General features: G+C 45.9%; 16 protein-coding genes. 3 read left to right on the top strand and 13 right to left on the bottom strand.

Annotation, left to right across the window (positions count from 1 at the left end):
* Positions 1-56: 56 nt before the first annotated feature.
* Positions 57-1,109, bottom strand: a complete 1,053-nt coding sequence (locus K331_RS0124635; protein WP_028592339.1) for a zinc-binding alcohol dehydrogenase family protein — start codon at positions 1,107-1,109, stop codon at positions 57-59.
* Between the two features lie 128 nt (positions 1,110-1,237).
* Between K331_RS0124635 and K331_RS0124630 the strand changes: the two genes are divergently transcribed.
* A complete protein-coding gene (locus K331_RS0124630) occupies positions 1,238-1,594 on the top strand; it encodes a winged helix-turn-helix transcriptional regulator (protein ID WP_028592338.1) in 357 nt (118 codons plus the stop codon).
* A 92-nt stretch (positions 1,595-1,686) separates the two neighbouring features.
* Here the strand turns inward: K331_RS0124630 and K331_RS0124625 are convergent, their stop codons facing one another.
* Positions 1,687-2,355 carry a TraX family protein gene (locus K331_RS0124625; protein ID WP_028592337.1) on the bottom strand — a complete coding sequence of 223 codons (669 nt, stop codon included), beginning with the start codon at positions 2,353-2,355 and terminating at the stop codon, positions 1,687-1,689.
* A gap of 391 nt (positions 2,356-2,746) precedes the next feature.
* Here K331_RS0124625 and K331_RS0124620 point away from each other — a divergent pair, with 391 nt between their 5' ends.
* On the top strand, positions 2,747-3,973 hold the full coding sequence (locus tag K331_RS0124620) for an MFS transporter (RefSeq protein WP_028592336.1): 1,227 nt from the start codon (positions 2,747-2,749) through the stop codon (positions 3,971-3,973).
* Positions 3,974-4,232: 259 nt separating this feature from the next.
* On the opposite strand, the gene K331_RS0124615 is transcribed toward K331_RS0124620, so the two are convergent.
* Positions 4,233-5,564, bottom strand: coding sequence for an MFS transporter (locus K331_RS0124615; RefSeq protein ID WP_051290043.1), 1,332 nt, complete (start codon positions 5,562-5,564; stop codon positions 4,233-4,235).
* A 270-nt stretch (positions 5,565-5,834) separates the two neighbouring features.
* Complete coding sequence (yicI, locus tag K331_RS0124610; protein ID WP_028592334.1) at positions 5,835-8,150, bottom strand: alpha-xylosidase; 2,316 nt, start codon at positions 8,148-8,150, stop codon at positions 5,835-5,837.
* A 159-nt stretch (positions 8,151-8,309) separates the two neighbouring features.
* On the opposite strand from yicI, the gene K331_RS0124605 reads away from it, so the two are divergent.
* Positions 8,310-9,209: a helix-turn-helix transcriptional regulator gene (locus tag K331_RS0124605; RefSeq protein WP_028592333.1), complete on the top strand. Its 900-nt coding sequence runs from the start codon at positions 8,310-8,312 to the stop codon at positions 9,207-9,209.
* A 236-nt stretch (positions 9,210-9,445) separates the two neighbouring features.
* Here K331_RS0124605 and K331_RS0124600 read toward each other — a convergent pair whose 3' ends face one another.
* The 9 genes from K331_RS0124600 to K331_RS0124550 form a co-directional block, all read right to left on the bottom strand.
* Entirely contained in the window at positions 9,446-9,880 is a 435-nt protein-coding gene (locus K331_RS0124600) for a hypothetical protein (protein WP_028592332.1), read from the bottom strand.
* A 12-nt stretch (positions 9,881-9,892) separates the two neighbouring features.
* Complete coding sequence (locus K331_RS0124595; RefSeq protein WP_028592331.1) at positions 9,893-10,339, bottom strand: DUF6386 family protein; 447 nt, start codon at positions 10,337-10,339, stop codon at positions 9,893-9,895.
* Positions 10,340-10,458: 119 nt separating this feature from the next.
* Positions 10,459-10,689, bottom strand: a complete 231-nt coding sequence (locus tag K331_RS30460) for a hypothetical protein (RefSeq protein ID WP_051290010.1) — start codon at positions 10,687-10,689, stop codon at positions 10,459-10,461.
* 108 nt (positions 10,690-10,797) lie between these two features.
* Complete coding sequence (locus tag K331_RS0124580) at positions 10,798-11,280, bottom strand: tetratricopeptide repeat protein (RefSeq protein WP_028592330.1); 483 nt, start codon at positions 11,278-11,280, stop codon at positions 10,798-10,800.
* Between the two features lie 353 nt (positions 11,281-11,633).
* Positions 11,634-12,977, bottom strand: a complete 1,344-nt coding sequence (locus K331_RS0124570) for a hypothetical protein (protein ID WP_028592329.1) — start codon at positions 12,975-12,977, stop codon at positions 11,634-11,636.
* A 392-nt stretch (positions 12,978-13,369) separates the two neighbouring features.
* Complete coding sequence (locus K331_RS0124565) at positions 13,370-13,948, bottom strand: hypothetical protein (RefSeq protein ID WP_028592328.1); 579 nt, start codon at positions 13,946-13,948, stop codon at positions 13,370-13,372.
* A 15-nt stretch (positions 13,949-13,963) separates the two neighbouring features.
* Complete coding sequence (locus K331_RS0124560) at positions 13,964-14,929, bottom strand: RHS repeat domain-containing protein (protein ID WP_028592327.1); 966 nt, start codon at positions 14,927-14,929, stop codon at positions 13,964-13,966.
* A 471-nt stretch (positions 14,930-15,400) separates the two neighbouring features.
* On the bottom strand, positions 15,401-15,883 hold the full coding sequence (locus K331_RS0124555) for a hypothetical protein (protein ID WP_028592326.1): 483 nt from the start codon (positions 15,881-15,883) through the stop codon (positions 15,401-15,403).
* A 216-nt stretch (positions 15,884-16,099) separates the two neighbouring features.
* A complete protein-coding gene (locus K331_RS0124550) occupies positions 16,100-16,501 on the bottom strand; it encodes a DUF4240 domain-containing protein (RefSeq protein WP_028592325.1) in 402 nt (133 codons plus the stop codon).
* Positions 16,502-16,557: the final 56 nt, after the last annotated feature.

Genomic DNA, 16,557 nt, shown 5'->3' with positions numbered 1-16,557 from the left:
TGATGCGTTTTCCGAAAACGTATTTGTTGCTACACATCCGGTACACTGCGTAGAAGTCAGATATTCCCCTCGAACTCTTCTATTACGATCTTTCCAATTGTGCTGCCTGTCTCCAGTAATGCGTGAGCCTCTCGCAGATTGGCTGCGTGAATGGGTCGCAGTCGTGTAGTCAGCGTGGAACGGATCAGGCCTTGATCTATTAGACCCGATATCTCATTCAACAATTCATGCTGCCTGATCATATCACTTGTCTGGAACATAGAACGGGTGAACATCAGCTCCCAGACGAAGGTTGCACTTTTGCCCATTAGGAGATTGAGGTCAAGCGCTTGCTTCGTCTCCACAATAGAACAGATTTTCCCTTGCGGGCTGATGGATTCAGCCATATTAGGCCAATGCAGCTCGGTACTGTTCAAGCAGAAGATGTAATCCACCCCATCCAGACCCATCGCCTGAAGCTGTGGCAGGAAGGGTTCATGATGATTAATCACTTCATCGGCTCCCATAGACCTGGCCCATGCAATGGACTCTTCCCGTGAAGCCGTGCCGATGACACGCAATCCCGCGTACTTGGCCAGCTGAATGGCGATGGACCCCACTCCACCTGCCGCTCCAATGACTAGTAATGTCTTACCCTCATTCTCAGCTGGGGCGAGCCCTGCACCAAGACGATGGAACAGCCCCTCCCAGGCCGTAATTGCAGTGAGGGGCAGAGCAGCCGCCTCTGCATAATCCAGCGAAGCAGGCTTCATACCTGCAATCCGCTCATCCACAAGATGATATTCACTGTTGCCTCCGGGACGGATGAGGCTGCCTGCATAATAGACCTCGTCGCCTGGTCTGAACAATGTACATTCCGGGCCAGTCTCTACTACAATCCCTGCTACATCCCAGCCCAGTATCCGCGCTTCCTGCTCTACTTTATCCTTGGGGGCGCGCTGCTTGACATCGACCGGATTTACACTGACTGCCCTCACATGAACCAGAAGATCTCTGCCAGTTGCTGTTGGAGTCTTCAACTCTACATCCACTAGACTATCTGGATCAGCAATGGGCAGATAACGGTATAGACCAACTGCTTTCATGGTTGCTTTGGGTGCTTCATTCATCATCTATTCCTCCTTGGATCTTATTGGGTCGCTCTATGATTGTAAATATAACGCAATTGTTCTAAAATCATAAGTAGGCACATTAATGTTATGTAGTATCTTTTTTTATACTGTAAGGAGTGAGTCTATTGGAGGACTACAGCAGCAAGTATGGGGAATGTCCAAATGAAGAGGGTTGTCCCGTTGCCTACACATTGGATATCATAGGCGGCAAGTGGAAGGGCATACTACTCTATCATATGATAAAGCAGCCTGTTCGCTTCAATGAATTCCGCCGGATCTGTCCGACGATTACCCAGCGTATGCTGACCCTGCAGCTGCGTGAGCTAGAGCAGGACGGTATCGTTCACCGTGAGGTGTATCATCAGGTTCCTCCCAAGGTGGAGTATTCACTGACCTCCTTTGGCCAAACCTTGATTCCTATTATTATGAAAATGAAGGAATGGGGAGAGCAGCATAGACATCAGATTCTTGTCCGATCTTAGCGGTATCTATAGCAACAACGCAGAAAAGCCGATCCACATTGTGAATCGGCTTTTCTGTTACGTCTCGGTATTCAGCTAAAACGATGGCACGATTATTGCTCAAGTATGGTGTAATCGTGGTAATACCTTATGGCAACAATGATCGACAGGTGCAGCGGGTAAAAGCTGACCCAGAGCCAGCGTGGCACATGTGGGCGAATGAATGACGGCACGGAGCGGAGGCTCACGATAAGTATTGTAGATACAAGACTTAAATGCTGTGTCATCTGGAATAACGTTATCTCTCCGTAAGGTAAGGAATATCTAAGCTCATACAGCAGGTTCAGCACGAGATGGGCCGGAATCATCCAGAAGCCTCTGCAATACCGATAGATCAGCACAAGTAACAGGCCATATGCAGCGTAATCCATGTCGCTTGCTTCCATGAATAGTCCAACCAAGATATACATTGGAACGACTAGCCATAGACGCTTCATTCGATCAGCAATGGCGATAGCTCCTAGTGATGCTAACAGAGTCCAGACTACATTAAGACCGTTCGTGTCGAAGGCCAGCATAAAGGGCAGCTGCGAGATCAGCGCTAGTGCACCAAGACGCAACATATATTTGGTCAGATTCCTCGTATGTACATAGCCCATATATAGAGCAAAGGCATAGATAGGGAAAGCAATTCTCCCAATCATTCGCCAAGGTGCTGATCCTGGAAAAAAAACAGCTCCAATATGGTCAATCAGCATGGTAATCATAGCAAGCCAGTGCACAGCAGTTATCTCCTCCCTGAATGTCTATCCTGATCCCGGGTGAAGTCCGCAGGCATGCAAGATATTTTATTAATTATACTATAGCTATAGGGTTATAGCTTGTCATTGTGTCGAAATTATGTCAAAATATTAATAGGTATCCGAAAGTGAGAAGCGGATTATTACTTCGTGCCACTAATAAGGAGTGCAGCGGGATTCGAGGCCATAAGGCCTGGAATCCTTTTTTTGAGCTTCATGCAGGCTTTGTTTCATCGTTTGGTTTTCTTTCAGTTTTCCTTTCAGTTTTCTTTCATGTCGACAGGTTCGTGCATGAACCATTACCATCGTATAGTGCCTCATAGATTTAGAGAGAAGCAGCCTCAAGCTGCCACTAGATAGGGAGAGAAGCTACATGCAACAACACATCACAGAACGTCTATGGACCAAGCATTTTGTTATTTTGACCTTCGTTAACCTGTTATTATTCTTAGAGCTACAAATGATCGTCCCCTCACTGCCGTCTTACGTAAAAGACGCCTTCTCTGCCAGTGCGATTCAGGTAGGATTGGTCACGAGCTTATTCGCCCTCAGTGCGATCGTTGCTCGTGTTCTCTCGACCCGTTATCTGGAAAAGGGCTTTCGAGCGTATATCGTCCTGATCGGGCTCGCGCTTGCTCTTGCCGGGACTCTCGGTTATGTGCTGGCTCCTACGGTAGGTATTCTGCTCTTGATGCGGGTGATCTTCGGGCTTGGCTTTGGGCTTAGCAGCACTACATTTCCCACTATGGCTTCAGATATTGTTCCTGCCAAGCGAATGGGTGAAGGCATGGGCTACTTTGGCCTATCCTCAACACTAGCCATGTCCATCGGACCCACGATTGGCATTAGTCTCCTGCAATACGGAGGGTTCAATGCGCTAGTCTATACTACCTGCGCTGTTATTATTCTAGTCGTACCTATGACCATATGGCTACTGAGACAACTCCCAGACCCTTCGAAGTCTGGACAGGGTGCTGGAATGAACGCAATGCAAGCAACCGTGTCTAGCGAGGAGAGTGACGGAGTACCACTATGGCGCAAGCTCTGGCTGCCTTCCTTTCTGAATTATCTCATGGCCATCACTTATGGCGGCTTGCTTAGCTTCATGGTCTTATTCGGCCAGGAAGCGGGCTTGACACATGCAGCCTTCTTTTTCCTATTCCTTGCAGGAGCAGTGCTGCTGGTTAGGCCCTTTGCTGGGAGACTCTATGATCGGTTCGGCCATAAGGCTATTATTGGGCCAGGCTCTCTACTCTTGCTGACGGGGCTTCTCCTGTTATCCTTTGCACGTACGGATGGGATGCTGTACCTTGCTGCCATGTGCTACGGAGCAGGCTTCGGCAGCATGCAGCCAGCTTTCCAGACCTGGATGATTCAATGTGTGCCTCCACGCAAGCGCGGAACAGCAAGCAGCTCTTTCCTGAATTCTACGGACTTCGGGGTAGCTACAGGTGCTCTCCTTCTCGGCTCCATCGCGAAATGGTCGAGCTATGCGATGATGTATAGAATTTCAGCCACAGCTATCGTAGCGCTGGTGCTAATGTATGTCTGGCTGCAGTGGAGTACGAGACGCTCTCAAGCTGCGATTGAGCTTACATGATATTCTGACTTACATGATATTTTGACCTAAATGATACGGGGACTTACATGATAGAGGATTTTAAGCGATACCGTATTTCTTAAAAAGATAAAGCCGCTTGTCTGTTCCAGCCCTTCTCAGGAAGGCTGAAGCAAACAGGCGGCTTTTTTGTGTTATACGCAGTATAGTTGTAGCACAACTTCATTCAGCCAGAGTTCCACCACAGCCTGATGTTGTATTGGTGTAATTTTCAGTGGGTATCATACGAGAAAGTTTCTGCCTAACGGTAGCCTGCTTTTTTACGTATGCCTGGTATTCGCCGTGCAATGTCCTTCCCCCGCTGCTTTCCATGGGGATCATTCACCCGTCCTTCATCTGCTTCGTCTTCACGAGGCTTCACCGCGAATAGCATTAGCAGCCCTCCTACAGCGCTGAGCACGCTCATTACAATGAACAGAAGACTGTGCCCCCGATGTAACAACAGCGATACGATCGGAGGACCCAGCGATACCCCGACGAACCGCATACTACTGTACAGCGAGGTGATGGTCCCACGCTCCTTCTTCTCTATACCACGTGTTATTAACGAATCCAGGCACGGTAAGGTCAGACCAATCCCAGCGCTTCCCAAAGCGAATAGTCCGATTTCTATATAGATATTTTTGAAAAAGGAGATGAGGGTAAAGCAGATCGTAAGAAGAGCAAGACCGCTAAAGCCGAGCCATTTCATACGAGCTTTATTCTTACCAATGACCTTCCCGCCAATATAGGAGCTAACGCATAGAAAAGCCAGTGGAATAGCCAGAACTCCGCCTTTCATAACGCCATGCAGATGATGCTTGGACTCCAACGTCTCAGATAAATAGAACAAGGTACCAAAAATAGCAAACATGCAAATGCCGCCCATGGCAAATATAGCATACAGCCACCGACCATTTTTGCCCAGCACAGCCTTGAGCTCTGACAGAAATTCCTTGAATGACACCTCTGCCTTTTGCTTACGGCGCGGAACGGACACGAAGAATATAACAAGCAGCAAGGAGATGAGAAAAAACACCGGAATGGACAGCAATGGCAAGTACCACAGCACCATTCCCAAAGCCGCACCCAGAATAGGACTCAATACTTTTCCAAATGTATTATAGGTCTCGACAATTCCCAAATTGCGACTAACTTCCTCCTCCTGTGTATATAGATCCCCTACGAGCGGAATGACGATTGGAAATGCCCCTGCCGCGCCTACTCCCTGCAATAGCCTGCCGCCGATAATCGTCCAATAGGCAGCTTGGTCTGCAAGCAGCCACGCACCAGCAGCGGATATGCCTGCCCCAATAACCGCTGTAATGAGACTAGGTACAATGACTGCCTTGCGTCCAAACCGATCAGACAGGTAGCCTGCAATAGGTATGAGGATAATGGCCGCTACAGCGTACACTGTGATCAACATGCTTACCCGCAGGGAGGTAACGTTCAGCTTCTTGGCCATTTCGGGTAGAACAGGAATGAGCATGGAGTTGCCAAGCGTCATCATCAAAGGAATAGAACCCAGCGCCAGTAAGAGTGTATGCTTCGTCTTCTTATCCGAATTTTTACTTGAATTACCGTACTTCATACTCGTATCCTTCATGTCCAAGGACCTGATTTCATATACCATTCCCCCCAGGATTCAGTACACAGGCAGATAGTTGTATTGTGGTTGTTCCGGAAGGATTTTATGCATTAGAGTCTGTGAGCTAACTCCAGACACTGTCAAGTTTCTACCGATGCCAGCTACCATGAAAAAAGCGCGTGCACCGGGATAATCCCGTCACTCGCGCCTCTTGGATCTGTAGTTATAATAGTTAGACAATCAGATGTACGCTAGCTCCTCACCTAAGCGCACTTAGAGAGAAATGATCACTTCATGGCCTGCTTCTGGCGTGATGATGACGCCTTGAGCGCTGACCTGAGCCGACCCGCCTTGTACTCCTGCAAGCTGCTTAATGCCACGCAGTACGAGCTTCCATGGCTTGCCAGCACCTTCTGCGCTCACCTGAATCGTATCACCAGTACGTTCGGCCTTAGCAGCCAGCTCCCGTTCCCCTTGACCATTCACAACGACGGCTTCAGCCTTGGCATCTGCCTCCAGCTCGAATAGATGGAGCTCGACCCCTGTTGCATAATCGTAATCAGGACGGCTATCCTCCTGCCCGATCGCCAGTAGTGTGTTGGGTCTGACAAGAACCGGCAATGTCGTGAAATCATGCTGCTCTGTCTGCCAGGCTCCTCCTGTCTTAACTTCGCCAGTCAGCAGGTTCGTCCAGCGTCCAGCGGGCAGATAATATTGCACATCCCCTTCACGATTGAAGATAGGTGCAACTAACAAGGAATCCCCGAACATGTATTGGCGGTCCAATGTATGAGTCGTCGGATCTTCCGGGAACTCCAGCACCATAGCTCTCATCATCGGTAAGCCCCGTACGGAGGATTCCACGGCTGAGCTGTAGATATAAGGCATGAGCGTGCACTTGAGCTTGGTGAAGCTGCGCAGAACATCTACGGCCTCTTCATCGAATAGCCATGGCACCCGATAAGAATGGTTACCATGCAGTCGACTATGAGAAGACAGCAATCCGAACTGTACCCAGCGCTTGTAGACATCTGGCGGAGCCGTTGCTTCAAAGCCGCTAATATCGTGACTCCAGAAGCCGAAGCCACTGAGACCTAGCGATAGACCACCACGCAGTGACTCTGCCATGGATTCGTAATTAGACGAGCAATCTCCTCCCCAGTGAACAGGGAACTGCTGACCGCCAGCCGTAGCGGAGCGAGCGAATAAGGCCGCCTCATTTTTGCCCAACTCTTCCTCCAGCAGCTCGAATACCGCCTTGTTGTATAGGTGAGTGTAGTAATTGTGCATTTTCTGCGGGTCAGAGCCGTCATAATAGACGACATCAGTTGGAATCCGCTCGCCAAAGTCTGTCTTGAAGCAATCCACCCCCTGATCAATCAGCACCTTCAGCTTGCTCTGATACCAGCGCACAGCATCCGGGTTCGTGAAATCAACCAGTCCCATTCCGGCCTGCCACATATCCCACTGCCACACACTTCCGTCGGCCGTCTTCACTAGATAGCCATGCTCCATACCTTCATCGAACAGGATTGACTTCTCGGCAATGTATGGATTGATCCAGGCACAGATTTTGAGCCCCTTCTCCTTCAGCCTCCGCAGCATGCCCTCAGGGTCCGGGAACATATCCTTATCCCACTGGAAGTCACACCACTGATACTCCTTCATCCAGAAGCAGTCAAAATGAAAGACCGATAAGGGCAGATCACGCTCAGCCATACCATCTACAAAATGATTCACCGTAGCCTCATCATAATCAGTTGTGAAGGAGGTGGTGAGCCAGAGTCCGAAGGTCCATGCCGGTGGTAGCGCTGGCTTGCCCGTGAGCTTCGTATAATTATCCAGCACTTCTTTGGGATTGGCTCCGCCAATAATGAAATAGTCGAGCGTCTCTCCCTTCACACTGAACTGCACTCTCGATACGTTCTCTGAAGCGACCTCATAGGACACGCGCTCTGGATGGTTCACGAATACGCCGTAGCCTTTACTAGATAGATAGAACGGGACATTTTTGTAAGCCTGCTCACTGCTCGTTCCTCCGTCTTCATTCCAGATGTCAACAACCTGACCATTCTTCACGAAAGGAGTGAAGCGTTCGCCCAATCCATATACGTATTCTCCAACGCCAAGCTCCAATTGCTCCCGAAAATAGGCCTGTTCATTCGGACCTTTAATATAAGCAGGCCCACGGTGGCCGCTGCCAGTGACTTTCCTGCCATCATAATTGAAGGCAATGCTCCAGCCCTCCGTAAGCTTCACCGTGACATCAAGCTTGCCGCTCTGCAGGACAGCTGTCTGCTCGTCAGTCGTAATCTTCACATCCACAGGCTCGGTATGAATGTCGAAGACAGGTCCTTTCATGACTTTTCCTTTATGATGATTCATCCGTACACGAATGACATCGGGCATGGGGGAGCTAAAGGTCGTCTTCAGCAGTGCTCCGTTCAGTGTATCCCCTTTGTGCTGGACTTTTTTGCTCGCTGCATACAAGGTCAAGGAAGAGTCCTCCGTCACCAGATCCCTAATGTCTGCCGGATTCTGCACCTCGTACCCTTTTCGAATTTGCCAATATCCATCCGTAAACTTCATTACCGCTTCCTCCTTGGGGGCTTGGAGCCCTACTCTGTTCTATACTATAATGATATTGATTAAAGAAAGGGTTTTCTTGTTATATTTTGACCTATAGTATCACTATCTTGATACTATAATTCTATATATGTGCATCAGATGTCAGGGAGGTAAATAAAGATGGACCAGGATCGGTTGCGTTTGAGAGAGAATCTGCGGGAAGACCGTGTGCACGGGGATGCCATGTACCCAGTGCGGGTATACCCGGACGTGGAGCAGCTGAATGGAAACTGCATACTTGAGCCCCATTGGCATGAGGAGCTGGAGTTTATCCTTGTGGAAGAAGGAAGTGCCCTGTTTCAGACGGATATGGACTATACACAGGTACGTGCGGGGGAGGTACTGTTCGTGAACCGTGGGGAGCTACACGCAGGATATCTGCAGGATGATTCGCACTGCATCTTTTCTGCTGTCGTATTCCATCCGGATTGGCTCAATTGTCACATTAGCGATATTGTACAGCTTGAGTATATTGAGCCTTTTTTGCATAAAAAAAAGCGCCCTAGAGCGCATATCCACCCAGGTGATCCCGGTGGACGTGAGATTATTGACATCATTGGCAGCATCATTGCTGACCATCGCCAGCCGGCTCCAGGACTTGAGCTGATGACCAAGGGCAGACTGTACACCCTGCTCGCCTTGCTGGAGCCGTTCATGCAGCCCATTGAGGCCACCGCAAGTGTACCTGGTCATCACGAGAAGATCGAGCGCATCAAGCAAGCTCTGGACTACATTCATGCTCACTATCAGGAGCCACTGCGTCTGAAGCAGATTGCAGATACCCTGCACATGAGCGAGGGTCATTTTTGCCGCTTCTTCAAGCAGATGGTGCAGAAGAGCCCCGTGGAATACACGAATGGCTATCGCATTCAGCGTGCCTGCCGATTGCTGGAGCACAGTAACCGCAAGGTCGTGGACATCGCCATGGAAGTCGGCTTCGACAATCTCAGCTACTTCATTGCCACCTTCAAGCGCAACAACGGACTGACTCCCTCACAATATCGCAAGCTGCATCAGTAATCCTCATGATCAGGTGCTAATACCTTGATCGAAGTAAAGATGAGTGTAGAGCCGCTGCAAGCGGGGAGCCCTGTCGACCATTGTTAAGCTTGCTGTTCTTTCGAACGAAATTGAAAATCTGATGATCAGCAAGCTTAAAGATGGGCACTCCGTTTCTCTAGGGCTTCCCCGCTTTCCGCTAACCATACTTTCTAGAGGTCATTCAAGTTCATAGTCATATTCACTCAAGATACTAGTTAGACTGTCCGACGCCAGATTTCGAACACCGGGTCCTCCTGGGTAGCAATGATGTAGGCAGGAGTCTCTTTTTGTACATCTAGATGAGCTGCTGTCTGCGCCACCACAGGTATGATGAGCAAGGGGACGATCAGGTCGTGCTGCTCAATCGGGCCTTTCATGAAATGCAGGAGTGCCTCCTTCGTCGTCTGAACCCCATGTCCAGTGAAAAATAGTTGTCTTCCCTTATAACGGGGCTCATGGTTGAAGACAAGATAGCACTCGTCTTGCAGCACCGTGTCCAGCTCCTCATAGTCGACCGCACCCGAGAAACAATAGCTATTCTTCAATACAAAGTAATGAAGGAACAGCTCACGAGCCTCAGCGTGACTCCATGTCACCTGTCGCTCCAGACCTTCGAAATCATAGGCCATATGTCCAGTATTCTCCGTCATGCCTGCTCCTCCCTACTTCAAGCGAATCGGAGTGACAAGTGTATTGGTTCCTTGCTCGGACGGGATAAAGGAAAGATGTATTGTGTTGTGCTCCATACGGTATGTAACAGCATAATTGCCAGGGTTCATGGTCAGCATAGCCCCGGATACAGCTGTAGAGTCATCTGGCTCCAATTCTCCTCCGGTCGTGTCCTCTCCTGCTCCAACGAAGATCTGGCCCGAAGGTGCCTGCAAATGTAACAATCCATCGGCATCATCCAATTGATCTACAATCGAAATATGATATTGGCCATCATGGCCAACGCCCAAGAACAAAATATGGCCTTGGTTCATCTCATCCAGCTCATCCTCGGGAATGCTCCACCAATCTGACGTATCATCGAAACGATGGCGAATCGCTGCCAGATCGAAGATCGCTACGGTGGACGTGTCTGTTACTGTTGTAAATTCATGGTTCATGGCCTCTACCTCAATCCATCTGTTCTTTTTCGTTCTGTCTCTCTTCTTTACTTCTTTCTTCCTTCTTCTTTCCTTGTTCCGTTCCGCTATCGTGCTGATCGCCCGTCATGATGTATCACTCACATATCATTCAGAATTTCATCGAGCCAGCTGCTGTTCTCCTCCTCACATTCCACCTGTCCCAGAAAAACCATTGTATTGTTGAATTGGACCTGACCTTCATAGTCGATCTCGGGGATGGCTATCATATAACTGATCTCTGTTATCCCTTTCTCTACGAGCAGCTCAGCAACCGGATCAATGATAAAGGCAAAGCCTTCCTCCAGTGCAGCATTCGCGCTTCGCTTCACCTTGCCTAGCTCTCCATGCTGTGCCCCATACCATAGAATGACGGCATGATCGAGATCAACGTACTCGTCAGTAAGGTCAAAGTCCCGTTCGAAGTGGCTACACCCCGCCTAATCCCATCTGTCATCCAGCTTATCTGAGTAATACAGAATCGCCTTCCGGTATGCTCGAATGCCTGCATCCTCGCTTGTCTCTGCAAGCTGGCGCAGCAGACGTTCCATGGCTCCTTTATAATCCTCAAGATTATACAGCACCATGGCGTAAAACACCTCAAATTCCCGATTCCCCGGGTATTCGAACATGGCCTGTTTTAGCGTAGCAGCGGCTTTCTTATACCTGCCAAGTGTGCGGTAGGTGCTACCCAAGCCAAGGTATGCTCCCTTACGATCCTCCCCATCCAATCCAAGTGCCAACGCCTGCTCGTAATACGGGACAGCCTCCCGCTCCAGCTCCATCACATCATGCACCCAGGCGCACTGATACCATACAGCAGGATCAGTGGAGAATTCCGTAGTTAGCCGCAGCAGCAGCTCTTGTGCCTGCTCCAGCTGTCCCGTTTCCCGAAGCTTAATTGCTCGTTCAAGCTCACTCATGATACACCTCCCCCTAGCTTAGACAGTACATGATCCCTCTGTATTGCACAACCGATGGCTTATCCAAAAGTCAAGCAGCAAGGTCTGTGGTCTGAGGAATTCAATTCTATACTTGATTAATAAGAACGAATTGAAATATACAGCATAAAAGGACCCCACCAACATAGTTGGCCAAGAGTCCTTTATAGATTTTATGATAGCACTAAATTGAGACAAATGCTTGGAAAATTGAATATTCTCAGCAATCAAAAATGAATGTCAGCCACCACCATGAATGCTGGTCAACGTAATAATGGAATTCGTCACCATCATGACAACCAGACCACTTACGAACATCAATGAGAGCATTTTCTTCATACTGTCGCCTCCATTCTGACTAGATTGTGATACTCTACCTTAGCTTCGTCCGATGCAAATTCACGGAAATGTTCAAATAATCTCATAAATCGAAGAGTAGAGTTATCATTATTAATTATAGTGGACTTTTCCAAACCTTTTAACAAATGGAGATAGCCTTTTTCATATTTTTCTTGCACTAAGCTGTAGTGTGCCAGTTCATACAATAAGCCAATATGTTGATCATCGGTATTTTGCTGATTATATATTTCATTTTTATCCTGCTTCAAAAGACTGGAGATCTCTTGTTCGTATTTGGTTATAATCTGATCTACATCCACTTTAAAACGGTTTGCCACGATCATTATATTCCATAGGCCACGAGTAACTTCAATTTCCTTGGTCTCGATAAACTCAACATAATCTGATAATAGCTGCGTCTCACCTGACATTAGCCTGGCTAGCAGAATATTCGCTCTTGCCCATTCTACGAACAGAGCCTTCCAGTGCAGAGTATCAGCATCCGTCTCTCGTACCCATGACAGATTCGCATACTGGTTAGCTTTTTCTAGAGCCAATTCATAGTTACCTTGATCATGGTAAAAGCCACCCATTAACAAATTGCTATACGCAACATAAAAAAATAAGGGTCGAAGTGGCTCTTTGGTGACAGATTCCAAAGCATATTGAATTTCTGCCAAACGATTCAGCTTGATGGCCGTAGCATTTACTTTGTCCCATTCATGTAACGATCTGTACACGTTGGCTAAATCCTTAAGTGCATCCAACTGATCAATTTCATCCAGACGCTCCACGTAAGGCTCAAATAGTGTTGCAACTCTGAGATTGAGAGATTGATCATCACCAATACGAATCGTAAACAATCTATACTGGCTTAAGGCCAGACGTTCTGAATGCTGATTTCTTTCGCCACTGGCAACGTTCTCGTAAAGTATTTCTGCAGCCCTATAAAGCTTCTGATCAAAAAACTCCTCAGCCAGCTCAAAGACCAGTGGCACATAATATGCCACATTGTCCATAAGAACAGATACAACTTGAGCTATGCAATCGAGCCTGTTCAATTCTGTGCAGCGTTGCAAAAAAGCCTTCACTCTACGCCAATCCAGAGATGCCTCCAGCATATATTCCTGAACATATCGGGTATAGTAGTAATCTTCTGGCTTCTCCATGGCCTGTGTAACACAATCCAGTTGATGTACAGAAATGGCACGGTTGCTCATTACAATACCACTTACTGTACCCGCGTTGAGTCCGGATTTGGCAGCAAACTGACTCATGTTCATTTTGTGCTGTTCCAAATAATCTTGTATTTCTGTCCGAATCGTAGGTGTGATTTGCATAGGTAAACCACCCTTCTGATGTTAACTTATATCAACATAAGGAAAGTTATGAGTTAGAAAACAGCCAATAATATATTCATTTTAACAGATCACATTATACCAAGTTATGGAACAGATGCATATGCCTTAGGCTTGAGGTAACTTTTGAATTTACGTAATCGAAGAAATTATGTATCTTCTATCGACATATAAAAAGAAAACAGGCCTATCCTATGCTGAATAGGCCCTTCCACATGTCAAATTTACCGATTAGTAAAAGAGTTCAACTTCTTCTCCCAGTTCATTCCTTAACCGCTCAACAACTTCCTCAATGGTAAATCTTCGTTGTTCCTTTATAGTTCTCTCTAGCATGGAAACGATTCAGATGACACTGCAACAACCCATCTTACTATTTACATATCAGCTACATTAAAATTATATATCTCATCTTCTCGTGGATCATTTGAGCCAACAAATTCATTAGTTTCAACAAGCGAGAATGAAAATCCATAGTTTGCATTAGGGTATTCTAATTTCTCTTTACGAGTGTATCCCGAAATCTTAAGTAAATATTTTCCGCTTTTAAAGTTGTATCTAAATCCATAATATATAGGCTCTCCATCAAAGGTTTTAGATTTGATTACATCCTCGTTAAATCTTTCCTTATTAAAATCCAGAAATACTCCTAAACCCGCTATCCACAGGTAATCTTTGATTTGTATATTGAAATCTACATGCTCAAATACTTTTTTCCACTCATCATTAAAAAACTCTCCATTGTTCTCCAACTTTATCAAATAATCTATTGCATCTATAGGCACAAAAGGAATCCAAACCCCCTCTCTAAGAGACTGTAAATAACGATCATGATTATCTTGAAAGTTTTTCAACACCTTTTTTGTTCTCACTTTTTCATATTTTAAAAACTCTTGAAAAACATCAAGAGAAAATACACTAACTCCATAGCTTGTGGCTGTTAAAACTTTATCCATTACCCCAGCTCCTTATTATTTACTGCAAGGGATTGTTCCTTGCGTGTTCAGTTCTCTTAGCTTGTCCAATGCTTCTGAAGGAGTTAAATTCTTAAACAAATGTTCATGTGTAAATGGAATTTTCATATATCCTTTAACATCAATATCTGCATATGCCTTCATTGCTTTGTTAAAAAATTCATCAGCAGTTCCCGTAAATTTGGAACCATGGTATGGAACACCTGCATCAATAAGATTTCTATGCAATTGTTTATGGAGATCTGCTGTTCCAATTCCCTTGTTCGGGTACCATGCAATTGAATTAATTTGACTCAATTCAGAAATACCTAGTGCCTTCGCTATAGATCTTGGCATTAGATGATGCCCCATTCCAGTATCTAATAAATCAGAGTATAGGCCGAATACATCAACATTTCGATTCGGATCACTCACATACCCATACAACGTAGGGTTATTCCCCGCCATCCCTATCGGGTCTTGCTGCGTATACATCCCCTCATGCGGTGAGTAGTAGCGGAAACGGTTGTAATACAGACCTGTCTCCTCATCCTCATACTGCCCCGGGTAACGGAACGGACAATCAGATCGTTTACCCTGGAGATGAATAGATTGGACGTTACCGTAAATGTCCAGCTCACAAGCCCATACGCGTTCCCCTTGTTCGTTGTACATTTCTACCGGTGTGCCCAGGTGATCAGTGATGATGCTATACGTACCATCGGTCGTAATTTTGGCGGCTGGACGGAATGTCCTATCTTCAAATACCCAAGTCGTCAGATTCGCAGAGTCAGGTTCTCCTGCAGCAGCTTGAGACAGCAGTGATCTGAATTTTTCCGCTGCTCCTTGAGGTGCAGCTAAGCCAGCTTCAGGCATTCCATCTTGCTCGTCTTGCTTGCTGTCTGCTGCTGCCCGGTCGCGTCCTAGACTGTCATAGGTGAATAGCACTTCCTGACCGTCTGGACGTACAACCTTGCTCATCATAGCTGTACGTTGCTTCCTCGAATTCGAGCAATCGCCCGCCTTCGCCATATTTCCGGTCCGTACGCTGACCACTACTGTACAGGTTCCCGACTTCGTCTTATAAAGAAAAGAGTAGCTGTACAATCCATTTTCCGAGGATTTACGCTACTCTTTTGATTAAGTTAAATCTATGAAATCATCTCCTAAAAATGTAAATATTCGCTTACAATGACATTATAAAATCCTTCTTGAGTAATTTTAGTTTCTCAATTCTTTCTACTATAAAATACCTATAACTTTCCTGTGTATAAACCTCCGGCCATGAGTTGCAGAATTCCACACGCGAAATTGTTTCGATTATTAATCTCATAATCTCTATACAATAGAACACAAAGGCTTTGTGATAATAAGTACCACTAAAACCTCACTTGCTCCTTTTGCCCATTTGTTTGCTGTATGATATAGAAACCAATGTTGTAGCGTAAATCTGTTTTATGTTAGATCAATGTTTAATCTTTTTTCGAAAAAATTCTGCATTACTTGAAGATACACTTGATCCATATCAAGTATTTCTTTTTCTATCACACTTGTTAATTCCTCAAACTTAAAATCTGCATAATCCACATCCCCAAACTCCGAAACAATATCTCTAGTAAAAGTAATATCATTCAAATCATTAAAGTGAATTAAAATACCCAATTCAACGTCATTTGGACGCTGACCAACCTCATCTTCTATATCGTTAAAAAAAGTGTAGCTCAAAGAGTATGATACAAGGCTTATTTTCTTATCACCTCGTACAAGCTTTGCTTTTGAAATGTGCCCAACTTGCAGTTCCTTTTTTACCAATGCTCGCAATAAATCATTTTTTTTCAAGAATTCCTGAACCTTAGTCTCGGTAAGAAATAAAAAATTAGATAAGAAGATATGTAGCTCTTCATATCTTTTCACTTTTAAAATATCATTTATTTCCATACATCCTCCTAGCTTGGACACATTGAGGCAGCTTTTAGTTCTTGGCTTAATACATGAGTATTACCTTTTGAGTTCCAATCCTCCAATGCTTCAAGCATGCTCATATTTTTGCCTTTAAAATAAAGCTCAGAAGGCCTCCTCCTCAGCCAAGTTAGGGGAAGCTTATACAAAAAGAACCTTGATTAGACCGTAGCCAATCAAGGTATATAGAACAATTTAATCACCTTTAAAAGCGTACATCATACTTTCAAACATATAGTCTTCTTCCGTAACACCACGCTCTTCAATGTAGGAAAGAACCGCTTCGTGACCTTCTCTAAAAAACATATAATACAGATCTTTCCCTTGCGCAACAATCCAGCTTCCAAAATCCATATAGAACTGCTCATAGCTCCAATCGTCACTGATTATGCCGCCCTCTTCTTCATGAAGCCTTTCAAACTCATCCGATAACCTCAGTTTTTCCCACAATTTATGAAACTCATCCATCAACTCTTTATTTGTCTGCTCCCCATACTGGGATAACCTCCTCTTAAGAGTCTCGAACTGAACCTCACTTTTCAAAAATGCTTTATTTTGTTTTGAGTCCTCAATTATTTCCCATAGCAATTTCTCCAATATCCCAGCCTCCAATATGATTGAAAACAAGTTCACACTCATTAGCCAAAGCAAAG

The sequence above is a fragment of the Paenibacillus massiliensis subsp. panacisoli DSM 21345 genome (assembly GCF_000426545.1).
Lineage (GTDB): Bacteria > Bacillota > Bacilli > Paenibacillales > Paenibacillaceae > Paenibacillus > Paenibacillus panacisoli.
The sequence above is the reverse complement of the archived record's forward strand: the minus strand, read 5'-3'. Positions and strand labels throughout refer to the sequence as shown.